The sequence below is a fragment of the Marinobacterium sp. NO-S09 genome, assembly GCF_059179545.1.
This window is the reverse complement of record NZ_CP168954.1, coordinates 3,350,404-3,374,736: the sequence shown is the minus strand read 5'-3', so window position 1 is coordinate 3,374,736 and position 24,333 is coordinate 3,350,404. Positions and strand designations below refer to the sequence as shown.

Sequence of the window (24,333 nt, the reverse complement as noted above, 5' to 3'; positions counted from 1 at the left end):
CTGAGGGGCTTCATTAGAGCGGTCTTTGTGAGGGCTTGCAACCCCGCTTCAGGTACTGACGACCTTGTTTCGCCCCTGATCCTTGGCTTGGTACAGCGCTCGGTCGGCACGATTGAGTACATCCGAAGGTGAGTGATCGTGAGTCGTCAAAGGGGTCAGGCCGATCGAAAGTGTCATGGCCACCTTTTCATTCTCCAGCGGCGTTGGGGTGCTCTCCATGCGTTCGCGTAACATTTCGGCCAAGTGGGTGGCCCCTTCGGGTTGTGTGCCGGGCAGCAGTATTGCGAACTCTTCGCCACCCAGGCGGCCGATAAAGTCGGTCTGGCGCAAGCAATCGCTTGCTATCTGAGCGAAGTGCTTGAGTACCTGGTCACCGGCGTGGTGGCCGTAACGGTCGTTGATCGCCTTGAAGTGGTCAAAGTCAATCATAAGCAGCGTACTGGCATGTTGCAGTCGATGGATGAGCTGCAGCTCTTCACTCAGCCGGTCTAAAAATGCGCGCCGGTTGCTAAGACCCGTCAGTGGGTCTGTGGTGGCCAGCTCCTGCAGTTTGAGTTCCTGTTCCTTGCGTTCTGAAATGTCACGGAACACGGTAACAACTCCGGAAACCTTGCCTTCTTCCATCAATGGGCGGCTGGTGACCACAACGGGGATCAGTTCGCCCGTGCGGGTGCGAAACTGCTCGTCAGCCTCGTAGGTGCCACCATTCAGTGCGGTAACAAAAATAGGGCACTCAGATAGCGTAAGGCGCGCATTATTTTCGTGAGAGTGAAGGAGGTTGTGAAGGTTTTCCTGCATCAGCTTGTCGGCATTGAAGCCGGTCAGCCGGGTGGCTGCTTCGTTGATATACAGGGTGTGTCCCTCAGGGTCCAGAACGTAGATACCTTCGCCGACCGCCTGGCCAATGGAATCCAGTCGCTGAGCCTGAGATTGAGTGAGCTGGCGTTGACGCAACAGATTGAGCACCAGCCAGCCGAGCAGGCTGATCACAACCAGGCTGATTCCGGTGCTACGATAAAAGTCCCACTGGATGCTGGTCAGGATGGGGGCCGAGTGCAGCGCCAGGATGTAGCCATCAGTTTCCTGGGCAAAGTTGAGAACCGGAATAAAGGTCGCGCTGTAGCCGAGGCTTTTATGAAAGAGCGCCAATGAGAAAGGCTCTCCCTGAGCCAGTTCTTGGTCGAGTGAGGCAGCAATCAGCTGCTGCTGTAAAGCCTGCAGGGGGAGTGGGGCGTTCTGGATATCGGCCAGGCTGCGCTGGTCCAGCAAGTACTCATCACTGAGCGGGGAGCTCTGGAAGTACTGACGGGTATCGGGAAACAGGATCGATTCTACTGTGCTTCGCTTGAGCAGAAACAGGAAGGCTTGGTCGGGCGCAAGTTTGGCCAGATCCTGGCTTAGCTCGCGAAAAGACACGCCGTTTTCCATGCTGCCAACCAAAGCCCCCTGGCGAAACAAGGGGTGTATAAAGCGAAAACCGATAAACAGACGGCCTGCCTCGAAGCCATAACGCTGTACGGGTTGTGTCTGAAGCATCTGCAGTGAAGGCCGAACACTCAGCAGGTTGTCGTCAAAAGAAGCGGGGGCGTGCATGCGCAGATAACTGCTGCCATCAGGACGATGGAATTGCCATTGACGAATACCTCGTACGATCAGGTCACGAAATTGGGGCTGCAGCAGTTGATACAGTTGTTGTCTCAACTCGGTTTGTTCAGACTCCGGGCTTTGTATGCCCTTAAGGAAAAGAGGGATTGCCTCGGGGTGGCGCACGACGCTTGTAAAGAACGTGTCCATGGCCATGGCGTAACGTTCCAGGCTGGCCTGATAAGTGGTATTGAGCAGAGTTGCCGTGTGAGACAAGTACTGCTGTTCACGCTCCCCTCGTACCTGGTACAGGAAGATCGTCATGCCCATAAAGAGCAACAAAAGCAGCAGTATGTAGTTTATGCGGCGCATGGGGCCGTACCTGCTCGAATAGTACTGTCTTCAGCTTAACACAGTATTTTTTTATGGCTTGGCTCGGTGCAGCATTATTCAGCTCTAAACAGCTGCCCTTGGGTGATTGCTTTTACTGTCTTGATCATCAGCAAAATAACTACGAATGTCACCAGAACCAGTGACAGCCATCCCAGCACGACAAAAAAAGGCTCGCGGGTTTGTAGCCACATGCTTTGAGTTGCAATGCTGAATGCTGCCAGAGGAAAGCTGTAAGCCCACCAGGCCAGGCTGAACGGGAGGCGGGAGAAGCGTGGCCATTGGGTGAACAATAGCAGGGTTATGAACAGTGCGCTGAAATACAGAATGCGTGCGAAGTTATCCAGTTCACCGGCATTGAGTTGCAGGTAGGATACGAAGCCGATGGCCGGTGGAGCAATCATGATAAACAGTGTTGGTAGTAACTTCTCCGGCAAAGGATCGTGGAACAGAATGCGGTTGAACACCAGTGTTTTGAGAACGACCCAGTAAATTAGCCCGATGGAGAAAAAGAACCAACTGGCTTCAGTATGACCATGTTCGACTCCGGCAATGGGCGCGATGATGTTTCCGACCACCGGGATGAACCAGGCAGGCGTAATGTGTTGTATTTGATAGCGGGTGTGATGAATCCATTGATTCATCACAAACAGGGTCAGTACCAGGTGCAGACCTGCACCGCACAACCACAGATAGTGGGACAGGGATACCGAAACTTCATAAGTGGCAATCGAAAGCAGCAGCAAGCTGATTGAGAATGCCGGGAAGAAACTGATCTGAATGGGGTGTTCAAGTTCGCCAATAACGCGCTCACGATGCTGGACACACTTGAACATGTAGATCGTGGTGATGATCAGCAGGACACAGGCCGCGACAATCAGCAGTACCTGTCCTACCAGCGGGTTTACGCCCAGTGAATAAGCAGCTTTTTGCCAGCTTAGCGTCATCCCTGTGAGCCCCATCACGGTGGCAAAGAGTGTAACCGGAAAAAACGCCAGCCAGGGGGCGGGTGAAGAGGGCGTATGCTCGGGCATGGGAAAGTCCCTGTATTAGAATATTCTTAAGTATTGTCGCGCACTTTTCGCTCAGCTCGCAAGGCTGGCGGACACTGTTTCATTCACTTTGCAGCGCGTTCACTCTGCCAGAATGCTGATTACTTCAATCTGCTCAGCGCTGATCCGGAAGCGGACATTCAGGCCGTAAAGACTGACGCCATAGACCCGTTCGGCATCGCCTTTCTTGTAGGCCGGTCTCGGGTCACATTGCAAAATTTCATCTATCTGTCGCTCAAGCGGCTGCTGCAATCGTTTGGCATGCATGGCACAGGCTTGCTCGGCTTCAGGGCTGAAGATCAGAGGCAGTTCAAGACGTTCTATCTTTGATGCCAGGCCAAATTCAGCCTCCGGCAAGCTGTCAGCGTATGGCAGGTAAGGTTTGATATCGAGGATAGGGGTGCCATTGAGCAAGTCCGCGCCTTCCACCTCCAGACGAACCGAATTGCCATCGATATTAACGCTGCTAAGGCGTACACAGGATAAGCCAATGGGGTTGGGTCGGAACGGGGAGCGTGTGGCAAATACGCCCATGCGTTCATTGCCGCCAAGGCGAGGTGGGCGCACGGTCGGGTTCCAGCCCTTGTCGGCCGTGGCACTGAACAGGAAAACAAGCCAGATATGGGAGCACTGCTCCAGTCCTCTTACCGCATCGGCGCTGGCATAGGGGGGCAGCAGTTCGATTTCGGCGCGGATGGACGCCAGCCCCGGCTGGCGCGGGATGCCGAACTTTTCATCAAAGGGGCTGTGGATTACGCCGATGGGGTGCATCGGCGTTTCGTTGAAGTGGGTCATCTGCGGCTCCGCGGCGAATCAGGTCGCGCGAGTATAGCTTAATCGGCCTGCTCCAGCAGCGGGGCACGGTGTTGTACCGGTGTTGTGCTGCTCCAGTAACGTGAGGCCTTTTCTGCCTGTTCCGCGAGGCGGTGGATATGACTGAGAGCATCCAGCAGGGTGACGGAGTCAGCCGGTGAAAGCTGGCTCGACAGCGTCTGGTCCAGCAGGTGGCTTTTCAGGTGCTGGTACTCCCGCTCCATCTGACGCTTCATGTTGTGGGTTTCATAGCCCTGTATCGCCTGGTCCTCGCGAACTTCACAGGCATCAATCAGGTGAATAACCGCTTGCTGGTAATCGTGCACGCTGGAGCGTATGCCCGAGTCTTCAATCTGTTCAAAGATAGGGTAATAGTCCGGCAGGCGAGACGCCAGCCGAGCCATTTCGCTGAGATAGCGGGATACACGCAGCGAGATGGGCAGGGTTTCGCTGATCTCCTGGTTCAGGTTCTGGCGTGCCAGCTCCTGGTTGAAGCTGCCGATGCGGCTGATTAACTGGCTGAGGCTTTCAAACTGTTGCTCCAGGCGGCTGGCTGCGCCACGTTCGGCACTGATTGCTTCCCGCGCCATGCGGCTGCAGATACGGCTGACACGGGCCAGTTCCATGTTGATCGCTTCCACCGCCAGCGAAGGCGTTGTGAGGATGTTGTTATCCAGGTAGCGAGGCTTGGCTTCGCTCTCTTCTTCGGTGCGGAAGCGTTTTTTCAGGAATGCCACCATGCGGTCGGTGAGCGGCCACATCAGCAATACGCCCACCACGTTGAACAGGGTGTGGAAAAGGGCAAGCAGGGTTACCAGGTCGAAGTCGCTGGCATCAATGCGATTGAGCAGTCCGGCGAGCACAATCAGGAATACCAGTCCCACTAACCCGGTCAGCAGGTTGAAGATGACATGGGCTGCCGAGATGCGTTTTGCATTTGGAGTTGCACCGATTGATGCGAGCAGGGCTGTCGTCGTTGTGCCCACGTTGGCACCGATCACCAGTGCTGCAGCTGCCGCCAGGGTGATGCTGCCCGAGTGCACCAGAGATAGTGCAATGGCGATAACCGCGGCGGAGGCCTGCATCAGGAAGGTCATGGCAATACCGGCCACCACAAACAGCGCCAGTGCCAGAGGGCTGGTGCCAAATTCGGCCAGTGGCACGCTGTCACTGAGGCCGTCAAAGCTGGTGCGCAGGAAGTCCAGGCCGATAAAGAAGAGGCCGAACCCTGCCAGAGCGGTGCCCAGATGCGCCGGCCGAGAGTTATTGCCGGTAATGCGTAACACCATACCCAGGCCGATCAGGGGGAGTGCGAAGGCGCTGATCTTGATTTTGAAACCGATCAGTGCCACCAGCCAGCCCACCATGGTGGTGCCGATATTGCTGCCATAGATGATGGATATGGATTGACCCAGCGAGAGCAGGCCCGCGTTGACAAAGCCCAGTGTGGCGACGGTCACGGCGCTGGAGGATTGCACCATGGCTGTAATCAGAGTTCCGGAGAGAACGCCTTTGAGGCGTGAGCCGGTGGCGCGCTCCAGTGTCGCTTTCAGTGAACGACCGGCGGCCTGTTTGAGGCCGTTGGTCAGCAGTTGCATGCCGAGCAGAAACAGGCCAATCCCCCCAAATAGCTGCCCGAACATCTCAACTGTCATATGCAAGTCTCCTCCTTGAATGTATATACATAAGCTAGCAAAGAGTTGTGGTCGGGTCGAGAGGACTCAGGTCGGCAATTGGCAGGTGGTTTCAGTAATCCAGGGCAACGGATTTAACCAGTGCTGTCGCCCTGGTGCCGGGTTCCAGGTTCAGCTGCTCACAGGCCCGCCGGGTTAGTGTGACCGGAAGGGTACCTGGCCCGAACTGGACTTTCACATGCATGCGCGTTTCATCCAGAGGGTGCAGTTCCAGGATCTGTATGGGCAGCTGGTTTTGTACGCTGGTGTCAGTGATTGGGTCGAGGGCGATGGCAATATCGCGTGCATGGATGGACAGAGTGACAGCATCTCCCTGCTGTAGCTTGCCTGAAGGCACCCAGATCGGCGGCAGTTGTGCATCACATTCGACCGCCGCCAGCGCAAACCTCTTATCCAGCTCTGTGACTGTTCCTCGAAGCAGCGCCTGGTCACCGGGGAGCCCGGCATCTGCTTCACTGAGCAGGGTGGCCGGGTCGCCATCGGCACATATCTGTCCCTGTTGCAGGCAGATCAGCCTGTCTGCCAGGCGCAAGACTTCATCGGCTGAGTGGGTCACGTACAGCATCGGCAAGCGATGAAGGTCATGCAGCTGCTTGATCAGCTCCAGAATCAGCTGCCGTGAGCTACAGTCCAACGCACTCAGGGGTTCATCCATCAGTAGTAACTTGGGGCGGCTGAATAGTGCTCGTGCCAGTGCAACGCGCTGGCGCTGGCCCCCGGACAGGGTCTCGGGTGAGCGCTGCAGCAGCGGCGGCAGTTGCAGTGTTTCAATAACCCAGTCGCGGTCGACGTCAGGGCCCTTGCGTGAATAGGCATCGGCAAATGCCAGGTTGTCTGCAACCGACATATTGGGGAAAAGGTGGCCATCCTGAAACACGACCCCGATATCCCGCTTTTGTGGCGGTATCCAAAGGTTTGTAGTGCTGTCATACCAGGTTTGGTCGTGAAACCGCACCTGCCCCTGTGCCGGCTTTTCAGTGCCGGCTATCAGTCGTAATAGTGTGCTTTTACCACAACCTGAGGGGCCAAATAGCGCACAGATGCCCTTGGCGTCCCAGTCCAGATCCAGGTCCAGCGTAAAGCCGGGATAATGGTGCTTAAGGTGCAATTGCAAACTCAATGCATTATCTCCACCGGGCGACGTCTCAGGCTTGTGTAGAGCAGCAGCAGAGTCATCATCGAGAACAGCAGCAGGCCACCCGCCAGCCAGTGCGCACGCGCATAGTCGAGCGTCTCAACCTGGTCGTAGAGCACGATTGAAAGGACCTGGGTGCTGCCGGGTATATTGCCGCCAATCATCAACACCACACCGAACTCCCCGAGGGTGTGGGTAAAGCCCAGTGTGATGGCCGTCAGAACACTGCGCTTGCATAGGGGCAGAACCAGACGACGGAAGCGTTCCACACGCCCGGCACCCAGTGTGGCTGCGGCCTGCAGGAGGCCCTTGTCGAGCTGCTCAAAACCGCTTTGCAGTGGTTGCACCACAAAGGGCAGCGAGTAGAGCATGGAGCCGATCAAGAGTCCGGTAAAGGTAAATGCCAGTCCTGAGCCGGTCAGCCAGTGCCAGGGGCCACCCAGCACGCCATCTGGGGCAAAGGCCAGCAGCAGATAAAATCCCAGTACGGTGGGAGGCAGTACCAGTGGCAGGGCGACCAGTGCTTCAAGGGTGACTTTGAAACGACAGCGGGTATGGGCCAGCCACCAGGCCAGGGGCGCACCCAGCAGAAGCAGCAGGGCCGTTGTGGCCCCAGCCAGCTTGAGCGTGAGCCAGACGGCGGCGATATCCTGCTCAGTCAGTTCCATCAGCGATGCCGTACCCTCTTTGTCTGATCAATTCTTGTGCAGCCGGTGTTTGCATATATTGAAGAAAGCGTGCGGCCAGCGCATTGTTTTCACTGCGTTTGAGTCGCACCAGCTGTTGTTCAATGGGGGCGTGAAGGTGAGATGGTGCCAGAGCCCAGTGCTGTTCAGGTACGCCCTGCTGGAGCAGAAGCGAAAGGGCAACAAAGCCCTGGGTGACATTGCCGGAATCAACAAACTGGTAGGTCTGAGCGATATTGGTGCCCTGTACCAGCTGCTCAGGTTGCCACTGATTATTGGCTTTGAGTACCTGTTGAGCTGCCAGTCCATAGGGAGCGGTCGCCGGGTTGGCTATCGCCAGACGACCGGGGAGCAAGTCGCTTGCCGATTCAGGGCTGTTCTCGGGTTGCCAAAGAGCCAGTTGGCCAATCGCATAGGTGGCGCGGCTGCCCGGAAGAATCAGGCCCTCGGCTTCCAGGCGCTCAGGGCGTGCCCGGTCGGCAGCAAAAAAAACATCAAAGGGGGCGCCGCGTGTGATCTGGGTATAAAGGACACCGGTAGACGCGCTGCTGATACTGATATCGTGCTGCTGGTCGGGGTCAAAAGCCGTCACCAGTTGCTCCAGCACGGCAGTGAAGTTAGCTGCGACAGCCAATCGTAAGGTATCGGCCTGTGCCGGCATGCTTAACACAAGAGCACAGACAAAACTGCAAAGTGTCCTGTTCATTGTGGTCTCCAAAGTCCATTTGTGTGCCAATTTAACGGACCTCAGGGGTTCTGGCCAGCACCCAGACTTCAACTCGCTCGCATCCCGCTTCCTTGAGCAAACCCGCCAGGGTATTCACGGTGGTACCTGTGGTCATGACATCGTCGACCAGAGCAACATGAGCGGGCGGAGTGGTCTTTACACAAAATGCAGAGTGCAGGTTCTGCCGGCGCTGCTTCATATCGAGGTCGGCCTGATGGGGTGTGCGGCGGTGTTTGTGCAGTTCCTGCCAGAGGGTGATCTGCAGGTGGGTTGATAATACCTTGGCCAACAACTGCGCCTGATTAAAGCCTCGGGCCGACTCGCTTAGCAGGTGCATGGGCACAGGAATCAAGGCTTCCGGCCAGTGTTGATCCTCGTAATGGAGTGGCAAAAAGTCGGCCAGTGCAGCGCCAAGCCACCCAATCGCCTGAGGCTGGCGGTGGTATTTGATTGCGGGCAGTAGCTGGCTTAGGGGGAAGTCATAACGAAAAGCGGCCAGGGTGCGGTCATAGACGGGGCGCAGTTTCAGACAGTCGGGGCAACCGCTTGCGGTTGTGATGCCTTGCAAGGGTAAAGCGCAACGGGGACAGGCATGTATCAGCCAGGGCAGGTCTGCAAGACAGCTTTCGCAGAGCCCCTGGTGTACATCTTTGCGGGTATGGCAAAGTGAACAGGATTGATTAAAGTTTAACCACCTGTTTATTTCTAGGTTAAACATAGGTTGACAGCTCCATCTGTCGTTTTATGATGATCCCAAATTGATGACACCCGTCCATGGGTGCACACAGACCGAATTATGTCATAAGGGGATTGAAGTCATGCCTGCTACTGTTGATAGCAACGCCGAAGTGCGCCACGACTGGACCGAGCAGGAAGTACGTGCGCTGTTCGAACTGCCGATGAACGACCTGTTGTTCCAGGCACAGAGCGTGCACCGTCAGCACTTCAACCCCAATGAGGTTCAGGTCAGCACCCTGCTGTCGATCAAGACCGGCTCCTGCCCGGAAGACTGCAAGTACTGCCCGCAGAGCGCCCATTACAACACAGGTCTGGAGAAGCAGCGCCTGATGGAAGTGGAAGCGGTGCTGAACAAAGCGAAGCAGGCCAAAGAGTCTGGTTCTACACGTTTCTGCATGGGCGCCGCCTGGAAGCACCCGACGGACCGTGACATGCCCTACGTGATCGAGATGATCAAGGGCGTTAAGGCGATGGGCCTGGAAACCTGCATGACGCTGGGCATGCTGAAGGAGTCCCAGGCCGAGCAGCTGTCCGAGGCGGGTCTGGATTACTACAACCACAACCTGGATACCTCGCCGGAGTTCTACGACAAGATCATCACCACGCGTACCTACGAGGACCGCCTGAATACGCTGCAGCACGTGCGCGATTCCGGCATGAAGATCTGTAGCGGCGGCATTCTGGGTATGGGCGAGACCGCCAGGGATCGCTACGGCCTGCTGATGCAGTTGGCCAACCTGCCGCAGCAGCCGGAATCGGTGCCGATCAACATGCTGGTCAAGGTGCAGGGCACGCCGCTGGAAAACGTGGAAGACCTGGACCCGCTGGAGTTCATCCGTACTATCGCAGTGGCGCGAATCATGATGCCGAAGTCTCATGTGCGTCTGTCCGCCGGTCGTGAACAGATGTCCGACGAGCTTCAGTCCATGGCCTTCTTTGCCGGTGCCAATTCCATCTTCTACGGCGAGTGCCTGCTGACTACGCCGAACCCGGAAACCAACCGCGACCTGCAGCTTTTCAAGCGTCTGGGCATCCGTCCGGAACAGCGCATCGAAGACTCCGATGCCGATCAGGAGCAGAAGCTGGCCGCCGAAATTCAGGCCCAGCAGGACGCCGAGTTGTTCGTCGACGCTACCGCCACGCACTGAGGCTGATCCATGTCCTTCAACGATCTGGCTGCCGCGCTTGAGTCGCGGCGGCAGGAGAACCTCTACCGCCAGCGCCGGGTGCTGGAGTCGGCACAGGGGCCGGAAGTCAGTGTCGACGGCAAGCGCTATCTGGCGTTCTGCTCTAACGACTATCTGGGCCTGGCCAACCACTCCGAGGTGGTCGCGGCGCTCAAGCAGGGCGCTGATACCTACGGCGTGGGTGGCGGTGCCTCCCATCTGGTCAATGGCCATTCACAGGCGCACCATGCGCTGGAAGATGAGCTGGCTGAATTTACCGGCCGCGAGCGAGTGTTGCTGTTCTCCACCGGCTATATGGCTAATATTGGTGCCATCAATGCCCTGATCGACAAGCAGGACGCGGTGTTTCAGGACCGTCTCAACCACGCCTCCCTTTTGGATGCGGGCCTGCTCAGCGGGGCCCGTTTCCAGCGTTACCTGCACAACGATCCCGAAAGCCTGGCCCAGCGCCTGAACCGCTCCGAGGCACGCCGCAAGCTGGTGGTCACAGATGGCGTGTTCAGCATGGATGGCGATATCGCCGACCTGCCGGAACTGAGCCGAGTGACCCGCGAGCAGAATGGCTGGTTGATGGTGGATGATGCCCACGGCTTTGGCTGTCTGGGCGCGACCGGCGCCGGCTGTGTCGAGCACTTTGGTCTCAGCAACGACGAGGTGCCGGTACTGATCGGTACCCTGGGCAAGGGCTTCGGCACCTCGGGTGCCTTTGTCGCCGGCTCCGACGTACTGATCGAAACCCTGATCCAGTTCGCCCGTACCTACATCTATACCACCAGCATGTCGCCGGCCGTGGCCCAGGCTACCCGTGCCAGCCTCAAACTGGTACAGGCCGAGAGCTGGCGCCGTGACAAGCTGGCGCAGCTGATTCAGCGCTTCCGCAGCGGCTGCAAACAGCTGGGCTATGAGCTGATGGACTCGCCAACCCCGATCCAGCCGATCATGATCGGCGATGCCGGTGAGGCGATGCGGATCAGTGCCGCGCTGGAAGCGCGCGGCATCTTCATCAGTGCCATCCGCCCGCCCACGGTGCCGGCGGGCAGCTCCCGCCTGCGCGTGACCCTCAGTGCGGCCCACAGCGAAGAGCAGGTTGATCGCCTGCTGGAGGCACTGGATGCCGTGCGTGCAGGAGGTAAGGCATGAGCCAGTGGTGTGAAACGCTTGGTAGTGGGCCTGATCTGGTGCTGTTGCATGGCTGGGGGCTGAGTTCCGATATCTGGGGTGACTTTGCCGACTGTCTCGCCGAGCGATACCGAGTCACAATTATCGACCTGCCGGGGCTTGGGCGCTCCGGTTCCGCCGGTGACATGTCGCTGGCTGCAGTAGTAGATGCTCTGCTGGACACTGCTCCTGAATGTGCCCATTGGCTGGGCTGGTCTTTAGGTGGTCAGCTGGTGCTGGCATTGACGGAACGGGCGCCGGAACGGGTCAAAAGCCTGAGCCTGATCGCGGCTAACCCCTGTTTTGTGGCGCGTGATGACTGGTCCTGTGCCATGACGCCTGAGGTGTTCGGTGCCTTCGTCGAGTCACTGGCCGACAACGAGACCAAGACGCTGCAGCGTTTTGCTGCCCTGCAGACACGGGGCTCAGTCAGGGCACGTGACGAGCTCAAGCAACTGAAAGCCGTGATTGCGAATGCCGAACCCCAGGCTCTGGCCCCGGCCCTGAGGCTGCTGGAGTCTGACCTGCGCCCGGCACTGGCTGCTTTGAGCTGCCCCGCCCAGTTGATACTGGGCGCTGAAGATCAGTTGGTCCCCCAGGCGTTGGCAGCAGAAGCGCTGCACTTGAACAACAATCTGAGTGTTGAAGTGCTGGAACAGAGTGCTCATCTGCCGTTTATCAGTCATGCCGATAGGGTGTTGGCGTCTATTCAGCGACAGGTGGATGCAACTGATGCAGCGGGATAAGCGTAAGGTCGCTCAGGCATTCAGCCGTGCGGCCCAGAGTTACGACTCCGTGGCCCAGTTGCAACGCGATATTGCCGACCAGCTAATGAATTGGTTACCGCCACAGATTGAAGGCAACCTGCTGGATCTTGGTTGTGGTACCGGCTATGCCGCGCCTCATCTGCGTGAACGTTACCCTCAATCTCCCTTGCTGCATCTTGATCTGGCCCATGGCATGCTCAGTTTTGCTCGCGAGCAACGTCCTGTACCGGAAGCTCATTATCTGTGCGGAGATGCCGAGCAGCTGCCGCTGGCGGATGCGAGTGTGAACCTGGTCTGGTCCAGCCTGGCGGTGCAATGGTGCGAGCAACCTGAGCGTTTGCTGGCTGAGCTGGCACGGGTACTCCGGCCCGGCGGACGTTGCCTGTTGGCCACGTTGGGGCCGGAAACCCTGCATGAGCTCAAGCGCGCCTGGGCAGCGGTGGATGACGATGTGCATGTGAACAGCTTCATCCCGCTCCAGCAACTGCTGCAGCACAACCTGGGGTTAAAGCTTGTGCGTTGCGAGACGGAACGGCGTGTGCTTCGTTACAATCGCCTGCAGGAACTGATGCAAGAGCTCAAGGCACTGGGTGCGCACAATGTGAACAGCCGGCGCGAGCAAGGCCTGAGCAGTCGTCAGCGTCTGGTCCGGTTGCTGGAAGCCTATGAGCAGCAACGGCAAACCGATGGCAGTCTGCCTGCAACCTACGAAGTCTATTATCTGGAACTGCTCAAGGAGCCCCAGTGAGAAAGCGTTTCTTCATCGCCGGTACCGATACCGACGCCGGCAAGACTCTTGTCACCACTGGCCTGCTGGTTGCCGCTAACCGAAAGGGAATGCGCACCATCGGCCTGAAGCCGGTCGCGGCGGGCTGTGAGCCGACAGCGGAAGGGCTGAGAAACTCGGATGCACTGCTGCTGCAGGAAGCCGCCAGCGTCAAGCTGAGTTATGAGCAGGTGAACCCAATCGCATTTGAGCCGCCGATCGCGCCGCATATTGCCGCTGCACAGGAGGGGCGTAACCTGAGTGCCGACCGTCTGGCTGCCTATTGCCGTGGTGCCATGATGCAGCCGGCCGATCTGGTGCTGGTAGAAGGAGCGGGTGGCTGGCGGGTGCCCTTGAGCATGCGCGAAAGCCTGGCACGCTTGCCGCAATTGCTGGAGCTGGACGTCATTCTGGTGGTTGGCATGAAGCTGGGCTGCATCAACCACGCCATTCTGACGGCCGAGGCGATCGCCCGTGATGGCCTGCGTCTGGCAGGATGGGTCGCCAACCATGTGGACCCCGAGATGAGTTGCCCGGATGAAAACCTGGCAACACTGGAAACCCTGTTTCGTGCGCCCTTGCTGGGGCGGGTCCCCTGGATGGAAGCGCCTTCTGCGGATGCCGTGGCCGATTGTATTGATCTGAATACCCTCTTGTCTGAGTAAAAAGTGACCAGGGGCAGGGTTTGTTCTATACTGGCCCTGTAAACAGGTGACAGTTGATGTCACAGGTCACAAGATTCGGGTCAAAGCCCGCAAGGTCAGGTGAAGCATGAACGTTACAGCTGCTCAGAACAGTGGTCTGTTCAATACTAATCGTACTCTGGATAATGCCCCCAAAGCGTCCGGTGACGTGCAGGGCAGTGGTAAACCTGAAGACACCAGCTTGTCTTCCGGCCGTGAAGTCAATCCGGCAGTTGCCCAGTCTACGCTGGAGGCTACTACCGAGGCCGCATCTACCAAGGTCGTCAATCAGGCTGACGAAGTCTTGGGTAATCTGATCGATACTCGCGCCTGATCAGGCACGCACTGATCACATGATCAGGGGGTAAAGTCATGAGCTCACCTCTGGTTTCTTCCACTGTAGCCCCGGTGCGCTATACCGGGTATTCCGCGAGCGTTGATCTCGGCGGTAAGCGCGCTGTAGGTGCTGAGGCTGATGAAGAGGCCTCAGCATCCGGTTCATCTTCCGCATCCAGTCGTGCCGAAGTGTTCAGTTCTTCCGAACAGGCAGCCTACGGCCAGGATGGCAAAACGCGCGCACAGGTAATCGAAGAGCAGCGTGTTATTGATGCGCTTCAGTCACGTGATCGAGAAGTCCGCCAGCACGAACGTGCGCATCAGGCGGCGGGTGCCGGCCACACCGGTGCTGTTTCCTACACTTTCCAGAAAGGCCCTGATGGGCGCATGTATGCCATTGGTGGTGAGGTTGGCATTGATACCTCTGCTGTCAGTGGTGATCCGCGAGCTACGCTGGAGAAGGCGGAAGTCATCATTCGTGCTGCCATGGCGCCTGCCGACCCATCTCCTCAGGATTATCGCGTTGCTGCCAGCGCCAGAGCAATGGCTGCTGATGCCCGTGCCGAGTTGCAGAAAATGGAAACGGAAAAGGCTGAGCTCGGTGAGGAGGGCGCTGAAACCGATGATAGTTCGGCTGAAAGCGCAGAAGATAGCCAGAGCGGCAGTGTGTTAAACCAGCAAGCTGATGCTCAGGATGGTGACCGTTCTTCGGCGGCCAATGACAACGAGCTTGGCAGCATTGAGCAGCGCCTTATCCAGTCAGGCGCCTATAACCGCTTGTATCCGCCCGGTACGATATTCAGTCAGCAGGCGTGAAAAACTGCTGTACCAGTCGGGTGAAAATGGCTGGTTTTTCCACATGCGGCAGGTGGCCTGCACCGGCGATAATCTTGAAACCCGCCTTGGGAAAGTTGTCCTGAATCGGCTGTTGGTGCTCGGCTTGCAAATAATCCGAATTCCCGCCTTTGATAAACAGAACCGGTTCTGCGAAGGGGACTCCTGACCTGGCAGGTGCGGCGCCAATATCGGCATAACGCTCGGCCAGGGCGTTCAGGTTCATGCGCCAGGCAAACTGTTTTTCCTCGTTGCGATAGAGGTTCTTCAGCAGAAAGGCGCGCGTTGCCTCTTCGTCTACATATTGGCCAAGAATTTCATCTGCTTCACGGCGGCTTTTCAGGCTTTCCAGAGGAATTGCCTTGAGGCCGGCTATAACCTCATCGTGACGTGGTGCGTAGGCTACAGGTGCGATATCAACCACAACCAGCTTTTCCACTCGTTCGGGATGATTCAGGGCAAACTGCATGGCGACCTTGCCGCCCATGGAGTGGCCCATCAGTAGCACCTTGTCCAATGACAGCGAGTCCAGCAGTTCCAGCAGGTCCGCACTCATCAGTGAGTAGTCAATCTGCTCGGCATGTGGTGATCGGCCATGGTTGCGCAGGTCGACCGCCAGAATATCGAAATGCTCACTCAGCGCCTTGGCTTGCAGCCCCCAGTTTTCCAGGCTGCCAAACAGACCGTGCAGAATGACAAGTGGGGTGCCTTGTCCGAGGCGTTGGTAGTGCAGTTTCATGATGGCTCCTGAAAGCAAGCGGGGTGCCTGAGCACCCCGAAAAATCAGACGATATCGAGCAGTTCGACATCAAAGACCAGAGTCGAGTAGGGCGGGATACCACCCGGTGAGCCCTGAGCGCCGTAACCCAGCTGATAGGGTACGTACAAACGCCATTTGGCACCTTTGGTCATCATCTGCAGAGCTTCGGTCCAGCCTGCAATTACGCCACCTACCGGCAGTTCGATCGGCTGGCCGCGCTCGTAAGAGCTGTCAAACACCTTGCCGTCGATAAATGTGCCGTGATAGTGCGCACGTACCTTGCTGTCAGGCTGCGGCTTGTCACCACCTTCTTCGCCTTCAGTTACGATTTCGTACTGCAGGCCGGATTCCAGAGTAATGACACCATCACGCTTGGCGTTTTCAGCCAGGAACTGCTCACCTTCAGCAGCGGCTTCCTTGGCTTTGGCTTCCTGCTCGGCGCGCAGACGCTCAGTGATTTCGTTGAACGCTTCCTGAATCTGCTCAGCAGGGATACGCAGGCCTTCGCCAGCGAAAGCATCACGCAGGCCCTGGGTAACGGCGTTGATGTCGACACCATCGAAGGTGCCCTGAGCCAGCTGGTCGCCCATCTGGCGGCCGATGCCATAGCTGGCACGCTGTTCAATGGTTTCCAATGTCGCTTCTGACATGTAATTGACCTGTTTCGAGGGTTGAAAGGGTGGGGATCCTAACACAGACAGCCCTTGGGATCAGTCGTCCGTGCGTTCGACGGTACTGAATACGCGCCCCTGATGCAGCTGTGTGACCAGCTGATCGCCCGGTTTAAGCTGCTGGCTGCTGGTAACGGCCTGACCTTCCGAATCCTGTACGATGGCATAGCCGCGTTCCAGCGTGGCAAGCGGGCTGACACCATGTAGTTGGCGCATTTGTGCCGACAGTTGCTCTTGCTTGTGTTTCAGTAAGCGCTGCATGCCAGTGTTGAGACGTTGTTGCAGCGGTGTCAGTAACGCCTGCTTACGGGCCAGCAGGCGTTGAGGGCTGCTACGCTCCAGGCGATGTTCCAGTTGCTCCAGTCGTTGTCCCTGCATGCGCAGTTTGTGCTGCAGTGCCCGCTGTAACCGTAATTCCAGCTGGTCGAGCCGCTGGGACTGCTCGCGCAGGCGCTCACCCGGATGGCGCAGACGATGGCGCAGGTGTTGCAGTTGCATACGCTGCTGGTTCAGTTGGCGCAGAATCTGGCGGTGCATGCGCTGTGACAGTACTTCCAGCTGGCGCAGCTGGATACTGCGATCGGGGCTGACCAGTTCTGCCGCCGCCGAGGGGGTGGGTGCACGCAGATCGGCGACCAGGTCGCTGATGGAAATATCCACTTCGTGGCCAACGGCTGAAACAACGGGAATGCGGGAGGCGACAATGGCGCGGGCTACTGTTTCTTCATTAAAAGGCCAGAGGTCCTCCAGGGAGCCACCGCCCCGTCCTACAATCAGCACGTCGCAGCGCTGATCCCGGTTGGCCAGTTCAATGGCTTGTACGATCTGTGCGGCGGCTTCTGCGCCCTGAACAGCGGTCGGATAGAGCGCGACAGGCAGCGATGGGCAGCGGCGTTGAAGTACCTGCAGGATATCGTGAATAGCGGCGCCCGATGGCGAGGTGATCACACCCAGGTGCTGGACCTGGGGCGGGATGCTGCGTTTGCGCGCCTGGTCAAACAGGCCTTCAGCGGACAGGCGTTGCTTCAGCTGCTCGAAAGCGGCCTGCAGGCGGCCGGTCCCGCTTTCGCGCATTTGCTCGCAAATCAACTGGAAGTCGCCACGGCCTTCATACAGGCTGACCTTGGCCAGCACACTGACCTGGTCGCCTTCCTTGGGCCTGAAGCCAACCCTGAGGTTGCGACCCTTGAACATGGCGCAGCGCACCTGAGCGCGCTCATCCTTGAGGGTAAAGTACCAGTGTCCGGATGAGGGGCGTGCCAGGTTGCTGATTTCACCTTCGACCTGGACGGTCATGAAGGAGTTCTCCAGCAGCGCCTTGACCTCTCGGTTAAGCTGGCTCACGCTGAGCGCGTTACGGTTTCGATTCGGCATGGATGGGTTCATGCGTGCATCATAAACCAGCCGGGCACGAGCCGCACGGGTATCGTTATTTGGATTGCAGGAAAGCTCTTTTTCATGCATAATTTCCTGTTTAATTTTTCACAGAAATACGGGCTGGTTCAGTATGTTGCGAATCGTTGAAGAAGCGCTCACCTTTGATGATGTTTTGCTGGTTCCGGGATACTCCGAAGTACTCCCGAAGGACGTTTCACTGAAGACCCGCCTGACCAAGGGTATTGAACTGAATATTCCGCTGGTCTCGGCGGCCATGGATACTGTTACCGAATCCCGCCTGGCAATTGCCATGGCGCAGGAAGGTGGCATGGGTATCATCCACAAGAACCTCACCATCGAACAGCAGGCCGACGAAGTGCGTCGCGTCAAAAAGTTCGAGTCCGGTGTAGTGACCGATCCTGTCACCTGCAGTTCTGATACCACTGTACGGGAAATCATTGAGCTTTCTCGCAAGCTCAGCTTCTCCGGTTTCCCGGTTGTCGATAACGGTGAGCTGGTCGGTATCGTGACCAGCCGTGATGTCCGTTTCGAGAACGATCTGGAAGCAACGGCTTCCACCATCATGACGCCCAAGAGCAAGCTTGTGACCGCCAAAGAGGGTGAAAACCCCGAGGTGATCCGTGAACTGCTGCGTAAGCATCGCATCGAGAAGATTCTGCTGGTCGATGATGCTTTCGCCCTGCGCGGCATGATGACTGTAAAAGACATGAACAAGGCACAGGCCTTCCCCAACGCTGCCAAAGACAGTCAGGGTCGCCTGATTGTAGGCGCTGCTGTTGGTACTGGCCCGGAAACACCGGATCGAGTGGCAGCACTGGCGGCTGCCGGCGTTGACATGATTGTGGTGGATACCGCACACGGCCACTCCAAGGGTGTGGTTGAGCGTGTTCGCTGGGTGAAGGAAAACTTCCCGCAGGTGCAGGTTGTAGGCGGTAACATCGCCACGGCTGAAGCTGCTGTCGCGCTGGCTGAAGCGGGTGCTGATGGTGTTAAGGTCGGTATCGGCCCGGGCTCCATCTGTACGACTCGAATCGTTGCCGGCGTAGGTGTGCCTCAGGTATCCGCAGTGGCCAACGTTGCTGCAGCGCTGCGTGAACATGGCGTACCGTTGATTGCCGATGGTGGTATCCGCTTCTCCGGCGATTTTGCTAAAGCGGTGGCTGCAGGTGCATCTGCGGTAATGGTTGGTTCCATGCTGGCCGGTACTGATGAAGCGCCGGGTGAAGTTGAGCTGTTCCAGGGCCGTGCCTTCAAGTCCTACCGTGGCATGGGCTCACTGGGTGCGATGTCTGGCCTGACCGGTTCTTCTGACCGCTACTTCCAGGATGCCAAAGACGGTGCCGAGAAACTGGTGCCGGAAGGTATCGAAGGTCGCGTGCCCTGCAAGGGCCCGATGGGCGGTGTGGTGCATCAGCTGATGGGTGGCCTGCGTGCCTCCATGGGTTATACCGGTTGTGCAACCGTTGAAGAGATGCGCAACAAGCCCAAGTTCGTTCGCATTACCAATGCCGGCATCACCGAGAGCCACGTGCACGATGTCAGCATTACCAAGGAAGCCCCCAACTATCGTGTGGGCTGATTTTTTACAACACTAACCTGAAAGTGGGGCGCAACGGCTGCCCCACTTTTTGTTTGCGCCGCATAGCGGCCAGCTTTCGGTGGAGTCACTGAGTATGAGCAAAGACATTCACGCGCAACGCATCCTTATTCTGGACTTCGGGTCCCAGTACACCCAGCTGATCGCACGTCGCGTACGTGAAATCGGTGTGTACTGTGAGATTCATGCCTTCGACATGGATGAAGCGGCGATTCGTGAATTTGCCCCCAAGGGCATCATTCTGGCGGGCGGTCCCGAGTCCGTTACCGAACTGGATTCGCCTCGTGCGCCCGAGTGTGTCTTCAACATGGGGTTGCCGGTACTGGGTATCTGCTACGGCATGCAGACCATGGCCGAGCAGCTGGGCGGCAAGGTTGCCGGTTCTGACAAGCGCGAATTCGGTTACGCCCGCGTACGTCTGGCCGATAGCCCGAGCCGTTTGCTGGAAGGTATCGAAGACCATATCGCCAACAACGGTTCTCTGTCACTGGATGTATGGATGAGCCACGGTGACAAGGTTACCGAGATGCCGGAAGGCTTCCACGCCATCGCGTCTACCGACTCTGCACCGATTGCGGCCATGTGCGATCCCAAGCGCAACCTCTACGGTGTTCAGTTCCACCCGGAAGTGACGCACACCAAACAGGGCCTGCGTATTCTGGAGCGTTTCATTCGTGAAATCTGCGATACCGAAGCGCTGTGGACGGCTGCCAACATCATCCAGGATCTGGTTGAAAAGGTTCAGCAGCAGGTGGGTGATGAGAAGGTACTGCTGGGTCTGTCCGGTGGTGTCGATTCATCCGTTGTTGCGGCGCTGCTGCACAAGGCGATCGGCGACAAGCTGACCTGTGTCTTTGTTGATAACGGTCTACTGCGTAAAGGCGAAGGCGAGCAGGTAATGGATATGTTTGCCCGCAACATGGGTGTAAACGTTATCCGTGCCAACGCCGAAGACCAGTTCCTGGGTCGTCTGAAAGGCGAAGCGGATCCGGAAGCCAAGCGCAAGATTATCGGCAACACCTTCATCGAAGTGTTCGATGACGAGTCCGAAAAGCTGAAAGACTGTCGTTTCCTGGCGCAGGGTACTATCTACCCGGACGTGATCGAGTCGGCTGCTTCCAAGACTGGCAAGGCGCATGTAATCAAGTCACACCACAACGTGGGTGGTCTGCCGGAAGACATGAAGTTCGACCTGGTTGAGCCGCTGCGTGAGCTGTTCAAGGACGAAGTACGCAAGATCGGCCTGGAGCTGGGTCTGCCGTACGATATGGTCTACCGTCACCCGTTCCCGGGACCGGGTCTGGGCGTGCGTATTCTGGGTGAAGTGAAGAAGGAATATGCAGAGATTCTGCGTGAAGCCGATGCCATCTTCATCGAAGAGCTGCACAAGGCAGACTGGTACCACAAAACCAGTCAGGCATTTGCGGTGTTCCTGCCGGTTAAATCTGTCGGTGTTGTGGGCGATGGTCGTCGCTACGAGTACGTCATTGCACTGCGTGCCGTTGAAACGATCGACTTCATGACTGCGCGATGGGCGCATCTGCCGTATGAACTGCTGGAAACCGTTTCCGGTCGTATCATCAACGAGGTAGACAAGGTATCCCGCGTCACCTACGACGTATCCAGCAAGCCGCCGGCTACGATTGAGTGGGAATAATCGCGTCTTGAAGGCTTCTGCTTTCAGTCTCGAGTAAACTGAAAAAGCCCATGATTTCATGGGCTTTTTTGTGTTTGTACGGCAGCAATTCAAACGGACTGAGACGCTGTTGTAAAAGCTTGACCCATTTTGGTGCAGGCTCTAGGCTTGTGACTCCCCACCTGTCTATACAAGGACGTTGATATGAGCTGGATGATTGCGGCGGTTGTCGCTGTTCTGCTGCTGTTTTATTTCTGGTACGCCACCATTGTTTCTCGTCGCAACGCGGCTGAAGAAGCCTTCTCCGGCATCGACGTTCAGCTGAAAAAGCGGACGAATCTTATTCCCAATATTCTGAAAATTGCCTCACGCTTTATGGAGCATGAGCAAGCACTGCTGACCGAAATTACCCGACTGCGCACCGAGGTGCTTAAGGCTGCCGAGTCGCCTGAGCGTGCGGATACTGAAAAGCGCTTTGAGCTGGAAGCGGTTTTGGAAAGCAAGCTTTCCGGTCTGATGGTGGCAGTGGAAAACTACCCGGAGCTGAAGTCTCAAGACAACATGATTGAGGCCCAGCGTGTGTATGCTGATGTAGAAGAGCATATTGCAGCGGCACGTCGTAGTTACAATGCTGCGGCAAGGCGCTTTAAGGATGCGATCCAGATTTTTCCCGGTACGTTGATTGCTGCAGCAATGGGAGCAAAACCTCTGCCTTTCTTTGAGATCTCGGAAGTGGATCGGGCGCCTGTAAATGCTGATGACTTCCTGAAGTCATGAGTTTTATCAGAACCTTTTTTCAGGCAAAAGAGGCGGTCAAGCAGTTGGTCGATGGATCTGCATATCGCAAGCCTGAAGCGAGCAGTCCTTTATCGGACGAGTTCAAGCAGATCATTGAGCGTGATGTTTTGCCGTTGCTGGAGCCGCTGGAGCAATACCGGCTGGAAAAGCTGGCCAGCAAAAACTGGCGCAAGACCTGGTTTGTTCGTCTGGGTTGGCTGCTTTGGGTGCCGGCTCTGATACTGGATATTGCCACCCTTGTCTCCGGTGACCTGTCACTCCTAACCCTGTTTGTGCTTGTCGGGTGTGGGGTTTGGGTGTTTTGGCCGCATGTTCAATATATGCGCCGATACAAAGAGAAATTGCTGCCGGTGTTACTGCAGGCCTTCGGTGATTACAAATATGACGAGAGTGGCTGTATTGACCTGAAGGCGGTGGAGTCATTCGAGATACTGCCATCCTACTCCAGCAAAACCAGCGAAGATTGTATCCGTGGTGTTGTTGATGACGTAGCGTTTGAGTTTTGTGAGCTGGAACTCAAGCGCAGCAGCGGTAACTCCAGCACCACGGCTCACGATGGTGGCGCTTTGCTGCTGACCATGCCGTTCTCGTTCAGTGGTTATACGGTGGTTAGAACCGATTACGGCAAGGTGGGAAATGTACTGGCTGCACCACTGAGGCGGGACAGGGTTGCGCTGGAAAACCCGGAGTTTGAGAAGCGTTATGAAGTGTATGGTTCTGATCAGCAATATGCTCGCTACCTGCTGACGCCCGCGATGATGGAGCGCATTATCGCTCTGGACGAGCTGTTTTGGGCGCGAGCCCAGGGCTCAGGTATTACCTGCGAATTTCGAGATGACAAGGCGCTGTTCATGCTGTCGTATTTCGGTGATCTCATGGAGGTTGCGGATATTGATGTGTCAGCGTTCGACCTGGACCGGATGCCGTTGCTGGAGCAGGAGCTGGCCATGATCACCGGGATTATTCACCAGCTGAAATTGGATTGGCTGGCGGCCCGAAATCTGGCGGGGCAGCAGTTCTCGGAAGCTGTTTCGGATACTGGCCCTGCAGACAGGTAAGTAGTAGCAAAAGAGCTAGACGACCGGTCTAATTGGCTATAAAATGCACAGCATGAGTACCCGACACGAAAACACCAAAGAGCATTTGCTGGAAACTGGCCGACAGATACTGTCATGTCAGGGCTTTGGCTCGGTTGGACTGAGTGCGCTGCTAAAAGAAGCAGGAGTGCCCAAGGGTTCTTTTTATCATTACTTCCAGTCCAAAGAGCAGTTTGGTGAAGCGCTGCTGGCATCCTATTTCAGTCAGTACCTGGCAGAAATGGATGCAATTTTTGGTGTCCGGGGCGCGTCGGGGCGCGAGCTTTTGCTGGAATACTTTACTCGCTGGCAAGAACGCTACGGAGACTGCCTGGTCATCAAGCTGGGGGCCGAGGTTGCGGACCTCTCTGATGCCATGCGGATGACGCTGGAAGCGGGAACCGAAAGGGTGGTGAAACGGCTGGCGCGCGCGATCGATGCCGCGATTGCCGATGGATCCTTGCCGGCAAAGGATAGTCAGGCTTTGGCCGTGAATCTGTATCAGCTTTGGCTGGGGGCCGGCTTGCTGCGAAAGCTCAATCGGGATCAGGCGGGTATGGAAACGACCATGCAGCTGACCCGTCACTTGCTGGACTCTCCCGCCCCCTGAAGGTGGGAGAGGTACAGCTTTTTATTTATCAATTTACTAGACGACCGGTCTATTCATTTCTGTGAAAGCCAGGAGTCAGGTCGTTTCAGCTGTAATGAATGAGGTTGTTGTCATGTCACAAAACGCAATTACAAATCGCCAGATGACCCTTGCCAATCGCCCGACCGGCGCACCTGGCAAAGATAACTTTGAGCTTAAAACCTCGGATATCCCTGCTATCAAGGACGGTCAGCTTTTGTTGCGGACCGTGTATTTGAGCCTTGACCCCTACATGAGGGGGCGCATGAGCGATGCCGAGTCCTACGCTGAGCCTGTTGGTCTGGGGGAGGTTATGGTGGGTGGCACCGTCAATCGCGTGGTTGAGTCCAAGCACCCGGACTATCAGGCTGGTGATTGGGTGCTTAGCTATACAGTGGGCTGGCAGGATTACGGAGTATCTGATGGCTCCATGCTGTTCAAGCTGAACCCTGAGCTCGCGCCTGTCTCCTACGCGCTGGGCGTACTGGGTATGCCAGGGTTCACGGCTTATATGGGGTTGATGGATATTGGCAAGCCCAAGGCGGGCGAAACCCTTGTGGTCGCAGCGGCAACCGGTCCGGTAGGGGCTACGGTAGCGCAAATCGGTAAAATCCAGGGGTGTCGGGTTGTTGCCATCGCTGGCGGTGAACAAAAGCGTCAACATCTCGAAAGTCTTGGTGTTGATGTGGCGCTTGACCACCGTGCAGATGATTTTGCCGTTCAGCTGGCAGCTGCCTGTCCGCAGGGCATTGATATCTATTATGAAAATGTCGGCGGAAAGGTGTTTGATGCAGTATTGCCGCTACTGAATACCGCTGCGAGCATACCGCTATGCGGGCTGGTCGCCCACTATAACGATCAGGAGCTGCCGCTGGGGCAAGACCGCATGGCGCTGTTGATGACCACAATTTTGATCAAACGTCTCACTGTTCGTGGCTTCATCATCTTTGATGACTATGACGACCGTTATCCCGAATTTGCGGGTGCGATGGCAGAATGGGTGAGTGAGGGCAAGGTGCAGTATCTTGAGCAGGTCATCGATGGCTTGGAGCAGGCACCGGAAGGGTTGCGAGATCTGCTGGAGGGTAAAAACTTTGGCAAGCTGGTGGTAAGGGTCGGGCCGGACGAGCTGGCATAAATCCCGAAAGCTGAGTGTTTTCCCAGTAAAGGCTGTGCATGTGTATGCATGGCCTTTTTAGTGTCTGTTTGGAGTGCGCTT

At 56.8% G+C, this 24,333-nt stretch carries 24 protein-coding genes; 13 read left to right on the top strand and 11 right to left on the bottom strand.

Going from position 1 to position 24,333, the window contains the following annotated elements:
- Positions 1 to 48: 48 nt before the first annotated feature.
- The 8 genes from O3C79_RS15575 to O3C79_RS15540 all read right to left on the bottom strand — a co-directional run bounded on the left by O3C79_RS15575 (position 49) and on the right by O3C79_RS15540 (position 8,799).
- Positions 49 to 1,956 (bottom strand): sensor domain-containing diguanylate cyclase, encoded by a 1,908-nt coding sequence (locus O3C79_RS15575; RefSeq protein WP_494383849.1) that lies wholly within the window; start codon positions 1,954 to 1,956, stop codon positions 49 to 51.
- Positions 1,957 to 2,030: 74 nt separating this feature from the next.
- Positions 2,031 to 3,008: an SLAC1 anion channel family protein gene (locus tag O3C79_RS15570; protein ID WP_010321870.1), complete on the bottom strand. Its 978-nt coding sequence runs from the start codon at positions 3,006 to 3,008 to the stop codon at positions 2,031 to 2,033.
- A gap of 99 nt (positions 3,009 to 3,107) precedes the next feature.
- On the bottom strand, positions 3,108 to 3,821 hold the full coding sequence (tsaA, locus tag O3C79_RS15565) for a tRNA (N6-threonylcarbamoyladenosine(37)-N6)-methyltransferase TrmO (protein ID WP_494383848.1): 714 nt from the start codon (positions 3,819 to 3,821) through the stop codon (positions 3,108 to 3,110).
- 38 nt (positions 3,822 to 3,859) lie between these two features.
- The gene (locus O3C79_RS15560; protein WP_494383847.1) at positions 3,860 to 5,494 is read right to left on the bottom strand and encodes a Na/Pi cotransporter family protein; all 1,635 of its coding nucleotides are present in this window, start codon (positions 5,492 to 5,494) and stop codon (positions 3,860 to 3,862) included.
- Between the two features lie 91 nt (positions 5,495 to 5,585).
- Complete coding sequence (modC, locus tag O3C79_RS15555; protein ID WP_494383846.1) at positions 5,586 to 6,653, bottom strand: molybdenum ABC transporter ATP-binding protein; 1,068 nt, start codon at positions 6,651 to 6,653, stop codon at positions 5,586 to 5,588.
- Positions 6,650 to 7,336, bottom strand: a complete 687-nt coding sequence (gene modB, locus O3C79_RS15550) for a molybdate ABC transporter permease subunit (RefSeq protein ID WP_494383845.1) — start codon at positions 7,334 to 7,336, stop codon at positions 6,650 to 6,652. Before modB ends, modC begins: the two co-directional genes overlap by 4 nt.
- On the bottom strand, positions 7,323 to 8,060 hold the full coding sequence (gene modA, locus O3C79_RS15545) for a molybdate ABC transporter substrate-binding protein (protein WP_494383844.1): 738 nt from the start codon (positions 8,058 to 8,060) through the stop codon (positions 7,323 to 7,325). Before modA ends, modB begins: the two co-directional genes overlap by 14 nt.
- A 31-nt stretch (positions 8,061 to 8,091) precedes the next feature.
- Positions 8,092 to 8,799: a ComFC family protein gene (locus O3C79_RS15540; RefSeq protein ID WP_494383843.1), complete on the bottom strand. Its 708-nt coding sequence runs from the start codon at positions 8,797 to 8,799 to the stop codon at positions 8,092 to 8,094.
- 100 nt (positions 8,800 to 8,899) lie between these two features.
- Here O3C79_RS15540 and bioB point away from each other — a divergent pair, with 100 nt between their 5' ends.
- The 7 genes from bioB to O3C79_RS15505 all read left to right on the top strand — a co-directional run bounded on the left by bioB (position 8,900) and on the right by O3C79_RS15505 (position 14,532).
- Positions 8,900 to 9,967: a biotin synthase BioB gene (gene bioB, locus O3C79_RS15535; RefSeq protein ID WP_494383842.1), complete on the top strand. Its 1,068-nt coding sequence runs from the start codon at positions 8,900 to 8,902 to the stop codon at positions 9,965 to 9,967.
- Between the two features lie 9 nt (positions 9,968 to 9,976).
- A complete protein-coding gene (bioF, locus tag O3C79_RS15530) occupies positions 9,977 to 11,146 on the top strand; it encodes an 8-amino-7-oxononanoate synthase (RefSeq protein WP_494383841.1) in 1,170 nt (389 codons plus the stop codon).
- Positions 11,143 to 11,910, top strand: a complete 768-nt coding sequence (gene bioH, locus O3C79_RS15525) for a pimeloyl-ACP methyl ester esterase BioH (RefSeq protein ID WP_494383840.1) — start codon at positions 11,143 to 11,145, stop codon at positions 11,908 to 11,910. Before bioF ends, bioH begins: the two co-directional genes overlap by 4 nt.
- Positions 11,897 to 12,679: a malonyl-ACP O-methyltransferase BioC gene (bioC, locus tag O3C79_RS15520; protein ID WP_494383839.1), complete on the top strand. Its 783-nt coding sequence runs from the start codon at positions 11,897 to 11,899 to the stop codon at positions 12,677 to 12,679. Before bioH ends, bioC begins: the two co-directional genes overlap by 14 nt.
- Positions 12,676 to 13,362, top strand: coding sequence for a dethiobiotin synthase (gene bioD, locus O3C79_RS15515; protein ID WP_494383838.1), 687 nt, complete (start codon positions 12,676 to 12,678; stop codon positions 13,360 to 13,362). Before bioC ends, bioD begins: the two co-directional genes overlap by 4 nt.
- A gap of 106 nt (positions 13,363 to 13,468) precedes the next feature.
- Positions 13,469 to 13,714 (top strand): hypothetical protein, encoded by a 246-nt coding sequence (locus tag O3C79_RS15510; RefSeq protein ID WP_010321850.1) that lies wholly within the window; start codon positions 13,469 to 13,471, stop codon positions 13,712 to 13,714.
- A gap of 38 nt (positions 13,715 to 13,752) precedes the next feature.
- Positions 13,753 to 14,532, top strand: coding sequence for a putative metalloprotease CJM1_0395 family protein (locus tag O3C79_RS15505; protein WP_494383837.1), 780 nt, complete (start codon positions 13,753 to 13,755; stop codon positions 14,530 to 14,532).
- Here O3C79_RS15505 and O3C79_RS15500 read toward each other — a convergent pair.
- The 3 genes from O3C79_RS15500 to xseA are packed head-to-tail and all read right to left on the bottom strand — an operon-like array spanning position 14,516 to position 17,355.
- A complete protein-coding gene (locus O3C79_RS15500) occupies positions 14,516 to 15,289 on the bottom strand; it encodes an alpha/beta fold hydrolase (RefSeq protein WP_494383836.1) in 774 nt (257 codons plus the stop codon). The genes O3C79_RS15505 and O3C79_RS15500 overlap by 17 nt on opposite strands.
- Before the next feature lie 44 nt (positions 15,290 to 15,333).
- Positions 15,334 to 15,960 carry a BamJ family beta-barrel-assembly machinery protein gene (gene bamJ / locus O3C79_RS15495; protein WP_076460269.1) on the bottom strand — a complete coding sequence of 209 codons (627 nt, stop codon included), beginning with the start codon at positions 15,958 to 15,960 and terminating at the stop codon, positions 15,334 to 15,336.
- A gap of 60 nt (positions 15,961 to 16,020) precedes the next feature.
- Positions 16,021 to 17,355, bottom strand: coding sequence for an exodeoxyribonuclease VII large subunit (gene xseA, locus O3C79_RS15490; protein WP_494385801.1), 1,335 nt, complete (start codon positions 17,353 to 17,355; stop codon positions 16,021 to 16,023).
- Positions 17,356 to 17,488: 133 nt separating this feature from the next.
- On the opposite strand from xseA, the gene guaB reads away from it, so the two are divergent.
- The 6 genes from guaB to curA all read left to right on the top strand — a co-directional run bounded on the left by guaB (position 17,489) and on the right by curA (position 24,252).
- Complete coding sequence (gene guaB, locus O3C79_RS15485; protein WP_494383835.1) at positions 17,489 to 18,958, top strand: IMP dehydrogenase; 1,470 nt, start codon at positions 17,489 to 17,491, stop codon at positions 18,956 to 18,958.
- A 94-nt stretch (positions 18,959 to 19,052) separates the two neighbouring features.
- Positions 19,053 to 20,633 (top strand): glutamine-hydrolyzing GMP synthase, encoded by a 1,581-nt coding sequence (gene guaA, locus O3C79_RS15480; RefSeq protein ID WP_010321844.1) that lies wholly within the window; start codon positions 19,053 to 19,055, stop codon positions 20,631 to 20,633.
- Positions 20,634 to 20,816: 183 nt separating this feature from the next.
- Positions 20,817 to 21,389, top strand: a complete 573-nt coding sequence (locus tag O3C79_RS15475; RefSeq protein ID WP_494383834.1) for a LemA family protein — start codon at positions 20,817 to 20,819, stop codon at positions 21,387 to 21,389.
- Positions 21,386 to 22,468, top strand: a complete 1,083-nt coding sequence (locus O3C79_RS15470) for a DUF3137 domain-containing protein (protein ID WP_494383833.1) — start codon at positions 21,386 to 21,388, stop codon at positions 22,466 to 22,468. Before O3C79_RS15475 ends, O3C79_RS15470 begins: the two co-directional genes overlap by 4 nt.
- 52 nt (positions 22,469 to 22,520) lie before the next feature.
- Positions 22,521 to 23,096 carry a TetR/AcrR family transcriptional regulator gene (locus O3C79_RS15465; RefSeq protein WP_494383832.1) on the top strand — a complete coding sequence of 192 codons (576 nt, stop codon included), beginning with the start codon at positions 22,521 to 22,523 and terminating at the stop codon, positions 23,094 to 23,096.
- Between the two features lie 112 nt (positions 23,097 to 23,208).
- The gene (gene curA / locus O3C79_RS15460; RefSeq protein ID WP_494383831.1) at positions 23,209 to 24,252 is read left to right on the top strand and encodes an NADPH-dependent curcumin/dihydrocurcumin reductase; all 1,044 of its coding nucleotides are present in this window, start codon (positions 23,209 to 23,211) and stop codon (positions 24,250 to 24,252) included.
- Positions 24,253 to 24,333: the final 81 nt, after the last annotated feature.